At 72.2% G+C, this 15,495-nt stretch carries 10 protein-coding genes; 5 read left to right on the top strand and 5 right to left on the bottom strand.

Annotated elements, in window-relative coordinates:
• Positions 1–92: 92 nt before the first annotated feature.
• Genes mgrA through amrB form a run of 3 tightly spaced genes read right to left on the bottom strand, consistent with a single transcriptional unit; the run spans position 93 to position 3,487 of the window.
• The gene (gene mgrA / locus GXY85_12890) at positions 93–1,082 is read right to left on the bottom strand and encodes an L-glyceraldehyde 3-phosphate reductase (GenBank protein NLW51718.1); all 990 of its coding nucleotides are present in this window, start codon (positions 1,080–1,082) and stop codon (positions 93–95) included.
• 40 nt (positions 1,083–1,122) lie between these two features.
• The gene (locus GXY85_12885) at positions 1,123–1,860 is read right to left on the bottom strand and encodes a trehalose utilization protein ThuA (GenBank protein NLW51717.1); all 738 of its coding nucleotides are present in this window, start codon (positions 1,858–1,860) and stop codon (positions 1,123–1,125) included.
• A gap of 25 nt (positions 1,861–1,885) precedes the next feature.
• Positions 1,886–3,487 carry an AmmeMemoRadiSam system protein B gene (amrB, locus tag GXY85_12880; GenBank protein ID NLW51716.1) on the bottom strand — a complete coding sequence of 534 codons (1,602 nt, stop codon included), beginning with the start codon at positions 3,485–3,487 and terminating at the stop codon, positions 1,886–1,888.
• Between the two features lie 128 nt (positions 3,488–3,615).
• Here amrB and GXY85_12875 point away from each other — a divergent pair, with 128 nt between their 5' ends.
• Positions 3,616–4,233 (top strand): threonylcarbamoyl-AMP synthase, encoded by a 618-nt coding sequence (locus tag GXY85_12875; GenBank protein NLW51715.1) that lies wholly within the window; start codon positions 3,616–3,618, stop codon positions 4,231–4,233.
• Here GXY85_12875 and GXY85_12870 read toward each other — a convergent pair.
• Both GXY85_12870 and GXY85_12865 read right to left on the bottom strand, forming a co-directional pair.
• Positions 4,228–5,781: a HAMP domain-containing protein gene (locus GXY85_12870; protein NLW51714.1), complete on the bottom strand. Its 1,554-nt coding sequence runs from the start codon at positions 5,779–5,781 to the stop codon at positions 4,228–4,230. The genes GXY85_12875 and GXY85_12870 overlap by 6 nt on opposite strands.
• Positions 5,778–6,791 (bottom strand): FHA domain-containing protein, encoded by a 1,014-nt coding sequence (locus GXY85_12865; GenBank protein ID NLW51713.1) that lies wholly within the window; start codon positions 6,789–6,791, stop codon positions 5,778–5,780. Before GXY85_12865 ends, GXY85_12870 begins: the two co-directional genes overlap by 4 nt.
• Before the next feature lie 526 nt (positions 6,792–7,317).
• Between GXY85_12865 and GXY85_12860 the strand changes: the two genes are divergently transcribed.
• From GXY85_12860 to GXY85_12845, 4 genes are read left to right on the top strand one after another with little or no spacing between them, the layout of a single operon-like run.
• On the top strand, positions 7,318–9,198 hold the full coding sequence (locus GXY85_12860) for a VCBS repeat-containing protein (protein ID NLW51712.1): 1,881 nt from the start codon (positions 7,318–7,320) through the stop codon (positions 9,196–9,198).
• A 17-nt stretch (positions 9,199–9,215) separates the two neighbouring features.
• Entirely contained in the window at positions 9,216–11,879 is a 2,664-nt protein-coding gene (locus GXY85_12855; protein ID NLW51711.1) for a PQQ-binding-like beta-propeller repeat protein, read from the top strand.
• The gene (locus GXY85_12850) at positions 11,876–14,611 is read left to right on the top strand and encodes a hypothetical protein (GenBank protein ID NLW51710.1); all 2,736 of its coding nucleotides are present in this window, start codon (positions 11,876–11,878) and stop codon (positions 14,609–14,611) included. Before GXY85_12855 ends, GXY85_12850 begins: the two co-directional genes overlap by 4 nt.
• Positions 14,604–15,488, top strand: a complete 885-nt coding sequence (locus GXY85_12845; GenBank protein ID NLW51709.1) for a hypothetical protein — start codon at positions 14,604–14,606, stop codon at positions 15,486–15,488. The genes GXY85_12850 and GXY85_12845 overlap by 8 nt, the downstream gene beginning before the upstream one ends.
• Positions 15,489–15,495 lie beyond the last annotated feature (7 nt).

Genomic DNA, 15,495 nt, shown 5'->3' with positions numbered 1-15,495 from the left:
CGTGGGGTGGGCAAGATGCCCACCCCACAGCCGGCGAGACGCCGGCGCTACGGTTGTGCGATTGCAGAGCCGGTCCTCGGTTCGGATGACGATCAGGCCAGGATGGACTCGATGGTCTCCAGCTCTTTCGGGCTCAAGGCCGGGCCTTCCAGGGCCTTCACGTTCTCCTCGATCTGGCTCACGCGGCTGGCGCCGACGAGGGCGCTCGTCACGCGCGCGTCGCGCAGCACCCAGGCCAGGGCCATCTGCGCCAGGGTCTGGCCGCGCTGCTCGGCCAGGACGTTCAGGCCGCGCACTCGCGAGAGCTTCTCCTCGGTGAGGCTTTCGGGCTTGAGCATGCCGGTGGGCTTGCCGGCGCGCGAGTCGGCGGGGATGCCGTTGAGGTACCTGCTCGTCAGGACGCCCTGGGCGAGCGGGCAGAAGGCGATGACGCCGATGCCGAGCGCGCCCGTGGTGTCCAGCAGGTCGGTCTCGACCCAGCGGTTCATCATGGAGTAGCTGGGCTGGTGGATGGTGAGCGCCACGCCCGCGTCGGCGAGGATGCGGTGGGCGTGGGCGGTGGCGGCGCCCCGGTAGGAGCTGATGCCCGCGTAAAGGGCCTTGCCCTGTCGGACGGCCTGTTCGAGCGCCCCCATGGTCTCCTCGATGGGGGTGGCCGGGTCGGGCCGGTGGGAGTAGAAGATGTCGACGTAGTCGAGCTGCAGGCGCTTGAGCGACTGGTCGAGGCTGGCCAGGAGGTACTTGCGCGAGCCCCAGTCGCCGTACGGCCCCGGCCACATGAGGTAGCCGGCCTTGGTGGAGATGATCAGTTCGTCGCGGTGGGCGGCGAAGTCCTGGCGGAGGATGCGGCCCACGTTGCGTTCGGCCGAGCCGGGCGGCGGGCCGTAGTTGTTGGCCAGGTCGAAGTGGGTGATGCCCAGGTCGAAGGCGCGGTGGAGCATTGCGCGCGCCTCGCCCTGGTCGTCGACGTCGCCGAAGTTGTGCCAGCAGCCCAGCGAGATGGCGGGGAGCCTCAGGCCGGAGCGGCCGCAACGGCGGAAGGACATACGGTCATATCGGCTGCTTGCGAACTCATCGGCCATGGCGGGCCTCCTTCGGGGCGAGTTCCTGTGCGGGCGCCGCTCAGCGGCCCAGCGGCTCGATCGGTTCCTTGACGTTGACGACGCGCGGCGTGACGCGGCATCCGGACGGGGCGAGCCAGCGCACGGCGTTGGTGATGACCTGCTGGATGGCGGCGTTCCGGAAGATCGGGAACGTCTCGTGTCCGGGGCGGAAGTAGACCACCTTGCCGGCGCCGCGGTGCCAGCAGCAGCAACTGCGGAAGACCTCGCCGCCGGCGAACCAACTGACCATCACCAGGTCGTCCGGCGGGGGGACGTCGAACAACTCGCCGTACATCTCCGTGTGGGGCAGCTCGATGTATTCGCCCAGGCCGGCCGCGATGGGGTGCCCCGGCTGCACGACCCAGAGGCGTTCCTTCTCGCCCGCCTCGCGCCATTTCAGCGAGCACGTGGTGCCCATCATGCGTATGAAGATCTTCGAGAAGTGTGCCGAGTGGAGGCAGAGCAGGCCCATGCCGTCCAGCACGCGCCGGCGGACGCGTTCGACGACGGCGTCGGAGACCTCTCCGTGGGCCATGTGCGCCCACCAGGTGAGCACGTCGGTCTTCGCCAGGACGTCGTCGGTGAGGCCGTGCTCGGGCTCGTCGAGCGTGGCGGTGCGGGCCTCGATGCCCGGGGCGGCGTTGAGGAACTCGGCGATGGCGGCGTGGATGCCATCCGGATAGACCGTGCGCACGGCCTCGCTGGTCTTCTCGTGGCGGGCCTCGTTCCAGACGGTGACTCGAATCGGATCGTTCATGGCGGCGTTCCTGTCCTTCTTTGTGTCAGGGTTCGAACTGGTCCTCGCTGAAGACCTCGGCCTGAAAACGGTAGATGGTCACGTCGGCGTCCTGCCACGCGTCCTCGGGCAGGCCCGCCTTGGCGCAGGTCTGGCGGAGGAACTCCCGGGCGTCCCAGCCGTGCTCGGAGGCGACCTGGGGCAGCAGCAGCCCGCGTGCCGGCCTCCGCTCCACGACCAGGCCGTCCCGCCCGACGCGGAGGTCGGCGACGTCCCGGAGGCGCGTCAGCGGCGTCAGCACGCTGATCTCGATCCGCAGTTCGTCGAGTTCGTCGGGGGCGACCGGGCGGAAGCGCGGGTCGCGGAGGGCGGCCAGGACGGCCATCCGGGCCACGCAGTCGCACAGGGGGCCATCCGCCTCGACGTGGCCGATGCAGCCGCGCAGTTGCCCGTCCCGCGTGAGCGTGACGAAGGCGGCGCCCGGGCGGCGCAGCGCCTCGGAGGGGGCTGCCGGTTCGGGCGGGCGCAGACGCCGCTCGCGCACGGCCTGGTCGATCGCCGTGCGGGCCAGGTGCAGGAGGGCGCGGCGGTCGTCGTCGGCCAGCGGGGCCGGCTCCTGGCCCGGCGGGGGGGCGTCGGGGACGAGCCGCAGCGGCCCGGGCGGCGCGTAGAACGCCATGGCGACGTAGCTGACGCAGTCGTTGTAGCCGCCCGTCACGTCGCCGGAGTTCGCCCATTGCAGGAAGACGGGCCGGCATCCCTCGCACCGCGCGAACAGGTTCAGGAGCACGCCGACGGCGTCGCTTCCGCAGACGGTGGGGGCCTCGGCGGCGGTGTAGTCGAGGAATCCTGCGGCGTCCAGCGCCCGGGCCCGGCCGACGGCGCCCATGTCCAGCTCGCGGATCTGTTCCTTGCGCGCCTCGTCCGGGCGCGTGCCGAAGGGGGCGAAGCCGAACCGTGCGCCGTAGTGTGTGAAATCGGTGCTGACGACGATCAGGGTGCGTTCGGTGATGATCTGCGCCAGCGCGGCGGCGGCCGCCCGGCTCTGGGCGGGGCCGAGCCGGCCGACCAGGATGGGCACGATCGGCGGCGGCTCGGGCCAGAGGACCTGCAGGAAGGGCAGTTGCACCTCCAGGGCATGCTCGCGCAGGTGCGGGCGGCGGGTGGTGCCGAAGACCTCGTGCGCGGTCAGCGCCCGGCGCGCTGCGGCGTCCAAGGGCACGCGGCCGAGCGGCGTCTCGTAGGCCTCGAAGCCGGCGATGCTGCACGGGACCTCCAGGCGCTCGGTGTGCGGGGGGCCCAGCAGGATGACGCGGTCCGGCCGTTCGCGGCCCTGCAGGAGCCGGTAGGCGCGGGCGGCCGTGGCGCCGCTGTAGCGGTAGCCGGCGTGGGGCACGAGCAGGGCCCTGGGTTCCAGGGCGCGGACGTTCTCGGGCGTCTCGGGCGGTGTGTCGCGGAGCATCGTCTCGACCGTGCGCCGCAGCCGGTCGGGCGAGCCGGGATAGAAGCCGTCGGCGGCGGCCGCCGCCCGGACCTCGCGCGGCTCGCCGGCCCCCTGGGCGTGCGGCCGCACGGCCAGGACGGCCACGGCGCCCAGCGCCGCCGCTCCGGCGACCAGGGCGCAGCGGTCCTTCCAGTTCCGCACCATCGTCGACTCCGCTCCGGGGGGGGGCGCCGCCTCGTTTCGGACATCCTGCGCCGGCCGCCGCTTGCATGCCGGCGTCCCTCCCGCTTAGCGTATACCAAAGCCCGCTCGCCTGCAATGAGGACGCCCGTGTGGCCGTGAAGACGGAACGCCTGGATGCTGAGGACCGGGAGGGTATTCGGCGCGCCGCGCAACTGCTGCGTGAGGGCGCGATCGTTGCGTTCCCCACGGACACCGTCTACGGGCTGGGCGTGCGGGCGGACGACGCCGCGGCCGTGGCGGAGCTGGCGCGGCTGAAGCGGCGGCCGGAGGGCAAGGAGTTCGCGTGCCTGGTGCCGGATGCGGCCGCCGCGCGGGCCTGGGGGCGGTTCGACGAGGGGGCCGACGCGCTGGTGAAGGCGTTCTGGCCGGGGGCGCTCACGATCGTGGTGCCGGGGCGCGGGGGATCGGGGACGATCGGCCTGCGGTGCCCGGACTGCAGGGTCACGCGGGAGATGCTGGCGCTGGTGGGCGTGCCGGTGGCGGCCCCGAGCGCGAACGCGCCGGGGGCGCCGCCGGCCCGGAACGCCGAGGACCTGCTGGCGGAGTTCGACGGCCGGATCGGGGCCGTGCTGGACGGCGGTGCGGCGCGCATCGGGCTCCCGTCCACGGTTGTGCGCATCGCGGCGGGGGGGTTGGAGGTGCTCCGCGAGGGGGCGATCCGGGCGGAGGCCCTGGCGGCGGTCCTGGGCGAGTGCGGGCGGCTATAGCCTCGGGCCGGGTGCGGCCTCCAGCACGGGCAGGCCGAGGGCCAAGGTCGTTCCGTCGCCGAGACGCGACTGCGCGTCGATGAACCCGCCGTGCGACCGCACGATGCTCGCGGCGATGGCCAGGCCCAGCCCCATGCCGTCGGCCTTGGTGGTGAAGAACGGCTCGAAGATGCGGTCCAGGTCCGTCGGGGCGATGCCGGGGCCGTTGTCGGCGATGATGAGGATCAGGAACGAGGAGGCGTCGGGGGAGGCGTCTTTGAGGCGTTCGGCGCGGACCTTGGAGCGGGGGCGCACGTAGCCTTCGATCTTCATGCGGGCGTCGGGCCGGCCCTGGAGGACCTCGAGTCCGTTGCGGACGATGTTCAGCAGGAGCTGGCGCAGGCGGCCGCGTCCGATCGTCAGCGGCAGGTCGCGGTCCAGCACGCTGTCCTCGACGTGCACGGTTTCGGTCAGTTGGAGGGCCTGGACCAGGTTGAGCACCTCTGCGACGACGTCGTTGGGGCAGACGACTTCGCCGCGGGAGGGATCGGACGGCCGGGAGAGGTCCAGCAGGCCGTCGACGATGTTCTTGCACTGGCGCGCTTCTTCGTCCACCGCCTGGACCTGTTCCTTCTCCGGGGTGCCGTCGGGGAGGGCGGCCATCAGCATCTTGGTGTAGCCCAGGATCACGGCGATCGGGTTGTTGATCTCGTGGGCGATGCCGGCGGCGAGGCGGCCGACGCCGGCGAGCCTTTCGGCATCGAGCAGTTCCTTCTGGTTGGTCTCGAGGGCGCGGGCCATCCGGTTGAAGCTCTCGGCCAGGGCCAGGAACTCGCCCGAGCCGGTCAGCTCGATGCGCGTGTGCAGGTTGCCGTCGGCGAGTGCCCGGGTGCCGTCCAGCAGGGCGCCGACGGGCCGCACGATCGAGCGATGGGTGTAGTAGATGATCAGCAGGCTCATCACGAGCGCGATGGGGAAGATGGTCTTGGTGATGCTCAGGCTGATGTTCCAGGCCATGCGGGCCTGCGATTCGGCGTCGAGCGTGCGGATCTCGAAGGCCTGCGCCAGGCGTTCGTTCAGGTCGGCGACGCCGGCGAGTATTTCGAGCGTCTCGGCCTGGGCCTGGTCGAGGGCGCCGTCGGGCATGGCGCCCAGGGAGGTGCGCAGCTTGCCGACGACGATCCGATCCAGGAAGACGGCCTGCAGGCGGTCGGCCGCCCGCTGGAGTTCGACGATGTAGCCGTGCTCCGGTTCGTCCTGCGACCGGGAGGTCATCGAACGCAGTCCGTCCTCGATCTGGCGGCAGACCTCGCGGTACTCGGTCACCTTCTCCCAGCGCATGTCCGGCGTCTCCAGGAACTCCTGCTGGCGCGCCAGGAGTTCCTGGGCGAGTTTGCCGATCTCGGTGACCTGGCGGCGGACCTTCTGCCGGATGCGGATCTGCTCGCTCGTGCCGGTCACCTTCTCAAAGTTGTACAGGGTCACCAGCAGCGCGACGCCGAAGACGGCCAGCACGAGCACGAAGCCCACGGACAGACGCAGGCTGATCGACCCGCCGCCCCGCGTCATGGTTCCGGGGCCTCCGGATCGGCGGGCGGCCCCCGGCGGGCCGCGAAGGCACGCGCCAGGACGTCCGCGAACAGGTCGCTCTCCAGCCATTCGAGCCGGCCGTCCCCCCGCACGATCCAGCCGCCGCGGCCCTGGTGGTAGGACAGGTCGCCGTCGGCCAGGATCACGTCGCCGGCCCGGGCCAGGTGGCCGTCCTTCGGCGTCAGGAACACGTAGCGCGCCGGCCCGCGGCCGCTGAGGCGCCGCCCGGGGCACTCCAGGTCCGCCGGCCGCAGCAGGCCCCGGTCCACCAGCACCTCGAGGCGCTCCGGAAGGGCGCCCGCGTGGGCGTCCCGATAGGCCGAGACGGTCTCGGCGATCGCCGCCAGCCGGCGTCCGCACTCGATCCGGGCCTCCTCCTCCAGCCGGGACCGGACGCGGGGGGCGACCTCGGCGAACCAGGCGTTCACGACGCCTCCGCACAGGCCGAGCGCCAGCGCGCCGACGGCCAGGGCCCGGGCGCCGCGGGCGGGCCGGCCGCGCGCCTCCCAGAGGCTGACGAGGGCCAGCACGGCCCCGCCGAGGCCGAATGCCCAGTGCAGGTAGGCCAGAGCGCCGGTGACCAGGGCCGCCAGGGCCAGTTGCTGGCCCTGCTCGAGGGGCGGAGGCTGACGGGAGCCGGACCGGGGGGATGAGCGCGGGGACGCGGACGACGGCTGGAGGCGCACGATGAGCCGGTTGCCGCCCAGGGTGGCCACGTCGCCGTCGCGCAACTGCGCCTGCCGGGTCCGCTGGCCGTTGACGAACGTGCCGTTCTTCGAGGTCAGGTCCTTGATGCAGCAGGCGTCGCCGGCGAGGTAGAAGTAGGCGTGGCGCCGGGAGACCTCGCGGCCCTCAAACACCACGTCGCACGCGGAGGACCGGCCCACCAGCAGCCCGTTCGGTCCCACCTCGTAGAGGTAGCCCTCCTGCTCCGGGCCGGTGACCTCGACGTGGAAGCCCAAGCCGTCCTGGACTGTGGCGCCGGACATGGTTCGGACTCGACCTCGTGACGGACGGCAGGCGGCGCGAGGGCCGACGATTCCCCCTCGTCTGCAGGCGAATCTACACCATGCCCCCCCGGGGATGCAAGGGGGCAGCCGGGGGACACGGACCGGCACGGACGAACACGGACGGACACGGACGGACACGGACGAACACGGACGGACACGGACGGACACGGACCCAACACGGACCTGCACGGGCCGGCACGGACGGACACGGGCCGGCGCGGGCCGGCGCGGACGAACACGGACGGGCACAGAGGAACACGGACGGAACACGGACGCGGCGCGGCGGGCGGGCGTCGGGCGAGCTTGACACGGCGCCTCTGCTGGGGCACAATTGTGTTTGCCACAGTCGTGAGGCTTCCGACCGGCGCAGAGCCCGGGAACCTCCCCGCAGGGGACGTGCCGGCACCGTCGTTCTGTGTGAGCAGGCGGCTGCGGCACCCGGCCTCGTGTTGTCCCTACATTGTGCAGAGACGTGCAGTCAGCGGGGTATTTGGGAGGACAGGCAGTGAAAAGGACGATGGGGTTTGTTGCGATTCTCGCGCTCCTGACGGCCTCGGCGACGACCGCCCGGGGCTTCATCGACCCGACGTTCACGCCGGTGGACCTGGTGGAGCAGTCGGACGTGGTCCTCCGGGTCGAGTTTGCCGACGCGAACGAGGAGGGCACCGGCCTCGCGCAGGTCAAGGAGGTCGTCAAGGGCGATTACGAGGGCGATTCCGTCACGGTGGAGTTCATGGCCATGGGCGAGGCGCTGGCCGCTCCGAGCCGGGAGGTGATGGGCTGGATCGCCGGCGGGCAGCGCGAGGCGCTGCTGTTCATCGGCGCGTTCATCACCGAAGGCGGCGGAGGCGGCGAGCGGCTCGGATACCTGCACGTGGCCGGCAAGTGGGTCGTCCTGGCCGAGTGGGAGGGATCGTGGGACATGGAGCGGATCGACGCCCGGCTGCTCGGCTGCTGGGCCGGATCGACCGACATGCTCCTGCGCTGCGTCCGCTACATCCTTGAGAACGACAACGCGGCCGTGCCCGTCACGGCCGGCGCCGTCTGGCAGCCCGAGACGAGGTTCGGCCGGGTCGCCGGGGCCGTTCACGCCCTGGAAGCGGTGAACACGACCGGAGCGGCGGGTGGCACCGAGCTGTTCCTGGCGTCCGACGAAGGCGACCGCCTCTACCGCTTCGGCGGCGCGGCGATGGAGGACGTCACGGCCGCCCGAGGGCTGGCCGGCGCGTCCCGGCAGCACGTCTGGGCCGATCTGACCGGCGACGGGATCGTGGACCTGCTCAGCTGGAGCGGCGGGACTCTGAGCCTGCACGTGCAGGGCGGGGACGGGGTCTTCAGCCGGAAGGCGCTGGAAGGCGCCGACGCGCTGGCCGACTGCCTGAGCCTGGACGTGGTGGGAACCGCCGACGGCCCGCGGGTCGTCGCGGCGGTCTCCGGGATGCCCCGCCTGCTGACGGTGGACGTTGCCGGCGGCGTCGCCTCGGCGCCGCTGGCCGAGGGCGACTGGCCCGGCGACGGGCTGGGTGCCCCGGGCGCCTGCCTGACGGCCGACTTCGACGGCGACGCCCGGCCCGACGTTCTCCAGCTTTTCGAGGGCGGCAGCCTGTTCTACAAGGGGACGGGCGGCCCGGTCTTCGGCGCGCCGGAGGCCGCCGGGGTGGTCGTCGGGGAGGGCCGGCACGGGGCGTGCATCGGCGACTACGACGCCGACGGCCTGCCCGACGTCTTCGTGCCGGGCGACCGGCGCAACCGGCTCTTCCACAACCTGGGCGCCGGCCGGTTCGTGGACCTGCTGCACCAGTCCGGCGAGGTGGAGTACATCGCCAAGCCCGGCGCGACCTACGCCCAGACGGGCGACGTCAACAACGACGGGCGGCTGGACCTGCTGGTGCTCTATGGGGCGCAGATGGCGCCGCAGCTCTTCTTCAACCGCGGCTACCGCAGCTTCGGCCATGCCCGCGACCTGGACCTGGACGTCCAGAATCTGCTGCCGGCCGCCGCCGGCGGGCAGCAGGCGGGATGCCTGGGCGACTTCAACGGCGACGGGGCGCTGGACATGGTCCTGGCGTTGACCGGCGGCGACCTGTGGATGTTCCCGCGCCGCGTGGACCTGGACTTCGCCATGGCCGTGACGGCGGGCCTGTCCCCGAAGGCCGCCCACGCCGGGCCTCTGAGCGTGACGGCGACGGTGGGCGAACCGCCCCGAGTGCTGGGCACGCACGTGCTGCGCCAGGGCGCCGCCCCGGCGCTCTGGGGCGTGCCCGAGGCAGAGGCCGGCGACGTGCTCCTGGAGTGGCGCGCGCCGGACGGCGCCGGGCGCAGCATGACGGTGGAAGTGATCCCGGGCGAGGAGCCGCAGCACGTGCTGCTGGGAGTGGACGACTGACGCCTGCCGGAGGGTACGTGGTGCTGACGGGTGCGATGGGTCTGGACGGCCTGCTGCCGTTGGGCGTGGTGCCGGTTCTGGTCGGGCCTCTGCAGGCGCTCATGGCGATCCTGCCCGGCATCCTGGTGGCGCTGGGCACGACGCTGCTGGCGCTGCTGCGGCCGTCGGCCATCAAGCGGTTCCTCCAGTTGCTCTGGGCGCAGAAGTTCGCCTGCCTGGGCATCGGGCTGGGCATCTGGGGGCTGGTGTACTTCTGGGGGGACGTCTTCCCGGGCGCAGCGGCCGACGTGGGGGCCGCCGTGTCCGGTGCCGACTGGCCCATGTGGCGGGGGGGCGCGCAGCGCCGCGGCGCCGTGCTCGGCGAGGCCGAGGATCCCGCCCACGGCAACGTGGTCTGGCGGTTCTTCCGGGGCGACGTCAAGTCCTACTACTCCTCCCCGACGGTCGTCGGCAACCGCGTCTACGCGACCAGCGCCCGGCCCGGGGTCTTCGCGACCGAGGGTGCGATCAACTGCCTGGACGCCGAGACGGGCGAACTGGCCTGGGAGTTCACGGCCGAGGGCTACCGCGCGACGTTCAGCTCGCCGGCCGTCCTGGGCCGGTACCTCGTCGTGGGGGAGGGCCTCCACCTCACCAGCGACGCCCGCGTCTTCTGCCTGGACCTGGACCAGAGCAATGCGCGCGGACGGGCCGTCAAGCTGTGGAGCTACCGCACGGCCAGCCACGTCGAGTCCTCGCCCTGCATCGCCGACGGCAAGGTGTTCATCGGCGCGGGCGACGACGGGCTGTACTGCTTCGACCTGGAGGGCGACGGGTCCGGCGAGGGCGTCGTGCTCTGGCACCTGAAGGGCGAGGATTACCCCGATTGTGAGACCTCACCCGTCTACGAAGACGGCCGGGTCTACTTCGGGCTCGGCATCGGCGGGCAGGCCGTCGTCTGCGTCGACGCCGACACGGGCCGGGAGCTGTGGCGGGTCGAGACGCCGTGTCCGGTCTTCTCCAGTCCGACGGTCGCCGGCGGGAAGCTGTTCGTCGGCATGGGGCACGGGGACTTCATCAACACGGCCGAGGCCGTGCGGGAGATCCGGCGCGCCGCGCTCATCCGCCAGGGCGCCTCGCCCGAGGAGGCCGACGCCGCCGTGGCACACATCCGCAAGGGCGGGCAGGTCTGGTGCATCGACCTGGCCACACAGGAGGTGGAATGGCCGTTCGACACGGAGCGGACCGTCCTGGGCACGATCGCCGAGGCCGACGGCCGGCTCTACTTCGGCTCGCGCGACGGCCACGCCTACTGCGTGGATGCCGCCACGGGCGGGGCGGTGGGGCGGCCGTTCGACGCGCATTCCCCCATCACCGGCTCGGTCGCCGTCGGGCGCAAGCTCCTCTACGCCGTCACCGAGGCCGGCGTCCTGTACGGGCTGGACCGGGAGCGGATGACGTCCGTCTGGAAGGTCTCGCTCGGCTCGCCGTCCAGCAGCTCGCCCGTGCTGGCGCGCGGCCACGTCTACGTCGGGACGACCAACAACGGGCTGATGTGCGTCGGCCGTCCGGGCGCCGAGGTCAAGCCGCCCATCTGGGCGGGCGAACTGGGCGGGCCGGGCCGTTCGGGCTGGACCGACGACAGCGTCATCACGGCCGCCGGGGCCTTTGCCTGGACCGGCTACGTGGGCGAGGACGGCGAGGTGGCGCGGTCCCTGGAGAGCCGCACGCCGGTGGCCGGGCTGCCGGGCGCCTGCTACGTGGGCCTGACCGACGGCGGGCAGCACGGCCTGGCCCGGTTCGACTACGGGGAGGACCCCGGCGGCCGCCCCACGCGCGCGTGGTTCGCGCCGGCGGCCAACGCCGTTGTCGTCTCGGCCGCCGCGACGGCCGATCGGGTGTTCTTCGTCGACGGCGAGCCCGGCGACCAGGGGCGCGCGCTCCACTGCCTGAACGCTGAGACGGGGACCGAACTCTGGGCGCGGCCCGTCAGCGGCGACGCGTCCGGCCGTTTCTTCATCACACCGGACCGGCTTTTCATCGCGGACGTCGCCGAGGGCCTCTCCTGCCTGTCGATCTCCTCGGACGGCACGCCGCCGGGGCTCTGGAGCGTCCGCGCGGGCCCTGTCGTCGGCCTGCCGTTCCTGCTCGACGACCTCCTGTTCGTGGCGGCATCGGCGCCGGGCAGCGTCCTGGCGCTGGATGCCCTGAGCGGCGAACGGCTCTGGACGCAGTCGTTGGAGACTCCGCCCCGCACCGGGCCGGTCTTCGCGGCCGGACGGGTCTGGGTCGGGCTCGAGGACGGTCTGGCCGGCCTGGATCCGACGGGCGACTCGCAGGCGCTGCGGGTGCCGTGCGGCGCGGTCTCCGCCCGGCTGGCGTTCAACGACGTCCGGCTGGCGTGCGTGACCGACGACGGCCGCATCCATCTGGTGGATCCGTACCAGGGCGAGGTGTTGGCGGGCGTCGAGGGCGCACTGGCCGGGCTGCCGCCCGTGCTGACGCATGACGAACTGCTGTATTTCACCGCGGACGACCTGCGGCGCTGGAATCTGAACGCCCCGCAGGCCGGCAGCGAACGCTGGTCATTGACGCGGTGGATGGGCGACGTGCTGGCCCCCGCCGTGGTGATCGAGTCGCACGTGCTGTTCCCGACGCTGCGGCGCGGGCTCGTCTGCCTGAAACCTGAGGCGCAAGAGTGACCGGGACGCAAGACAGGATGATCTACTTCTTCGGCCGCGGTGAGGCCGAGGGCGACCCCTCGCGCAAGGACCTGCTGGGCGGCAAGGGCGCCAGCCTGGCGGCCATGAGCGCCGCCGGCCTGCCGGTGCCCCCCGGGTTCACCATCAGCGTCGCCTGCTGCCGGCACTTCCACCAGAATGAACGGCGCTGGCCGGAGGGGCTCGAGGAGGGCGTGCGCCAGTACCTGGAGCGACTCCAGGACACGGTGGGCCGGCCCTTCGGCGCCGGCGCGCGGCCGCTGCTCGTCTCGGTGCGCTCGGGCGCCGCGCAGTCGATGCCCGGCATGATGGACACGATCCTGAACTGCGGCCTGCATCGCGGGCTGGCCGACCAGGTGCCGGATGCCGACCGCTTCTGGCAGGTCTACGCCGGCTTCGTGCGCCAGTTCGCCGCCACGGTGGCCGACATCCCCCCGGACGACTTCGCGGCGGCCGGCGACACCGACGACCGCCGTCGCGCCGAGGCATGGACGGCCCTCTACGAGGAGCGCACGGGCCGGGCGTTTCCCCGCACGCCCTGGGACGCACTGCGCGAGTGCATCGAGGCGGTCTTCGACTCCTGGCACAACGAGCAGGCCATCGTCTACCGCAGGGCGCATGGACTGGAGCACTTGGAGGGCACGGCCGTCACCGTGCAGTCCATGTTCGACAGCCGCGTCTCCGGCATCGCCTTCACGGCCAACCCGGTGCGTCCCGACGCCGGCGAGATGGTGATCGAGAGCTCCTACGGCCTCGGCGAGTCCATCGTCAGCGGCGACGTCGAACCGGACCGCTTCGTGCTGGACGCCGGGACCTTCGAGATCAAGCAGCGTTCCGTCGGGCGCAAGCAGAGCGCCATGCTCGGGCTGTCCTTCCAGGGCGAAGACCCGTGCGCGCGTGCCGACGGGGCCTCGCTCACCGACCCGCAGCTTGCCGAGCTGGCGGCGATCGCCCGGAGGGTCGAGGACTACTTCGGCCACCCGGTGGACCTCGAATGGGGGATCGACGAGGGCGGGTTCGCGCTGCTGCAGGCGCGCCCCGTGCGCGGGCTGGACGTCGCGCGCGACGTGGAGCGCGGACGCCTGGAGGAGATCGAGCGGCTGCGCGCGAGCCTGGACGGCGGCCACCGCGTCTGGATCGTCCACAACCTGTCCGAGACGCTGTCCGCGCCCCGGCCGCTCACGTGGGACATCGTGCGCGGCTTCATGCGCGGCGACGGCGGCTACGGGCGGATGTACCAGGACCTCGGGTACCGGCTTAGCCGCCGCGTGCGCGAGGAGGGCTTCCTGGAGCTGATCTGCGGGCGGATCTACACCGATCCGGAGCGGGCGGCCGAGCAGTTCTGGGCCGGCCTGCCCGTGCGCTACGACCCCGACGACCTGTTGAAGGACCCCAGCCTGGTGGAGTCGGCGCCCACGCAGTTCGACGCCGCGCGCGCCGACCAGAAGTTCCTCCTGCGCCTGCCGGGCACGCTCTGGGGCATGTTCCGTTCGCGGTCCCTGACGGCGCGGGCCCGGCGCAACGCGGTGCGGCACTTCGAGGACGCGGCGCTGCCGCCGTACCTGGACTACGTTGAGGAGAAGCGCCGGCAGGACCTCTCCTTTCTGGACGCCGACGGCCTGGTGCGTGAACTGCATGACCGGATCGCGAGGGTGATGGACGAGTTCGGCGACGAGTCGCTCAAGCCCGGCTACTTCGGCGGCATCGCGCGTGCGGAGCTTCAGCAGCGGTTGGAGCAACTGCTCGGGCCGGTGGAAGGCCAGAGGATGGCCAACGTGCTCACCAGCGGCCTGGACGGCAACGTGACCGTGGAGCAGAACGCCCTGCAATGGCAGGTGGCCGCCGGCGAAGCGGACGCGGCGAGGTTCCTGGACCTGTACGGCCACCGGGCCGTCGGCGAGATGGAGCTGGCCAACCCGCGCTACCGCGAGGCGCCGCCGCCGTTCGAGACCGCGCCGGGCGAATCCCCCGAGGAGCGGCACCGCCGTGCGGCCGCCGCACGCAAGGAGGCCATGGCCGACCTGCCCCGCCTGCTGAAGGAGTGCGGCGGGAGCTGCTTCCGCGAGGAGGTCGAGTCGCTGGCCCGCGAGGCGCAGGAACTCCTTCCTTACCGCGAGATCGGCAAGCACTACCTGATGATGGGCTACGAGCTGATCCGCAGCGTGTGCGTTGCGCTCGGGGAGCGCTTCCGGATCGGGGGGGGCGTCTTCTTCCTCCACCTGGACGAACTGGCGCGGTTCGAGGCCGAGCGCGACGAACTGGTCCGCGCGATCGAGGCCCGAAAGAGACGCTGGCAGAGTCAACAGAAGCTGGACCTGCCGGATGCGATCGATTCGGCCGCGCTCGATTCGCTCGGCCTGCCGAGGCACCTCGAGGGCGCGACCGAGCTGGAGGCCGTGCCGCTCTCGGCCGGCGTCGTCGACGGCACGGTGGCCATCGTGCGGCATCCGTCCGAGGCCGGCGAACTGCCCGCCGACTGCATCCTGGTCTGCCCATCGACGGACCCGGCATGGACGGCGCTCTTCACGCGCATCCGCGGCCTGGTCGTGGAGCGCGGCGGCGTGCTGTCCCACGGCGCCATCACGGCACGCGACTTCGGCATACCCGCCGTCGCCTGCCCGGATGCCACCGCCATCATCGCCGACGGCGCACGCGTGCGCGTCGATGGCGACCGCGGCCGCGTGACCCTGATCGGGGGAGCCGACCATGCTTGACGCACTCAACAACGCCTGCCTCGCCGTGGCCGACCTGCTGCTCGGCTGGCTCCTGCACTTCCCGCGCGACGCGGCCCTGATCGTCGTGGCGTTCGGCACCGGGCTCGTGCTGACGGTGGTGCGCGTCTTCACGACGAACCAGGACCTGCTGCGCCGCTGCAAGCAGGACAAGAAGCGCCAGAAGCAGCTCCTCCGCCAGGCGAAGAAGGCCCGCGACAGGGAAGCGCGCAACCGCCATCGCCTGACCATCCGCGAGATCGGCCTCAAGGCCGCCCGGCAGGAAGGCTGGCCGCTCCTGGCCTCCATCGTGCCGGTGGCGCTGCTGGCCGTCTGGGCCTTCGGGCGCATCGCCTACCGCGTGCCCGACCCGTGGCAGGGGGTCGAGCTGAAGATGTACTTCCCGCCCGAGGCCCTGGGCGGCTACGTGCACCTCATGCCGCCGGAAGAGGGCCTGACGGTCGACGGCGGCCTCATCCGCCGGATCGTCGAGGACGACCCGCCCGTGGCCGGGGTGGCGGGCTGGGCGCTCAGCGCGCAGAAGCGTCCGGAGCCCTACCGGCTGCGCATACGCGCGGGCGGCCGGATCGTGGAGCACGAGCTGCGCGCCGACGGCCGGCGCTACGTCGGCCCGTTCACCGCCTATGGCAGCGCGCCGGAGGAGGTGTTCGAGTATGTTCTGTCCGAACACAAGTACCGGCCCTTCGGCCTGATCGGCGACTGGAACGTGCGGGTGCCCGAGTGGACAATCGGCCGATGGACCGTCTTCGGGCCGTACGCCGGCCAGGCGCTCTTCACGCTGGACGCGTGGCTGATCGGCTACCTGCTGCTGGCGATCCCCTTTGCCTTCATCCTGCGCCCGGTGCTGCGCATCTGCTGACGCGCGC

The sequence above is a fragment of the Candidatus Brocadiaceae bacterium genome, from assembly GCA_012728835.1.
GTDB lineage: Bacteria > Planctomycetota > Brocadiia > SM23-32 > SM23-32 > JAAYEJ01.
This window is presented reverse-complemented; position numbering and strand designations above follow the sequence as displayed.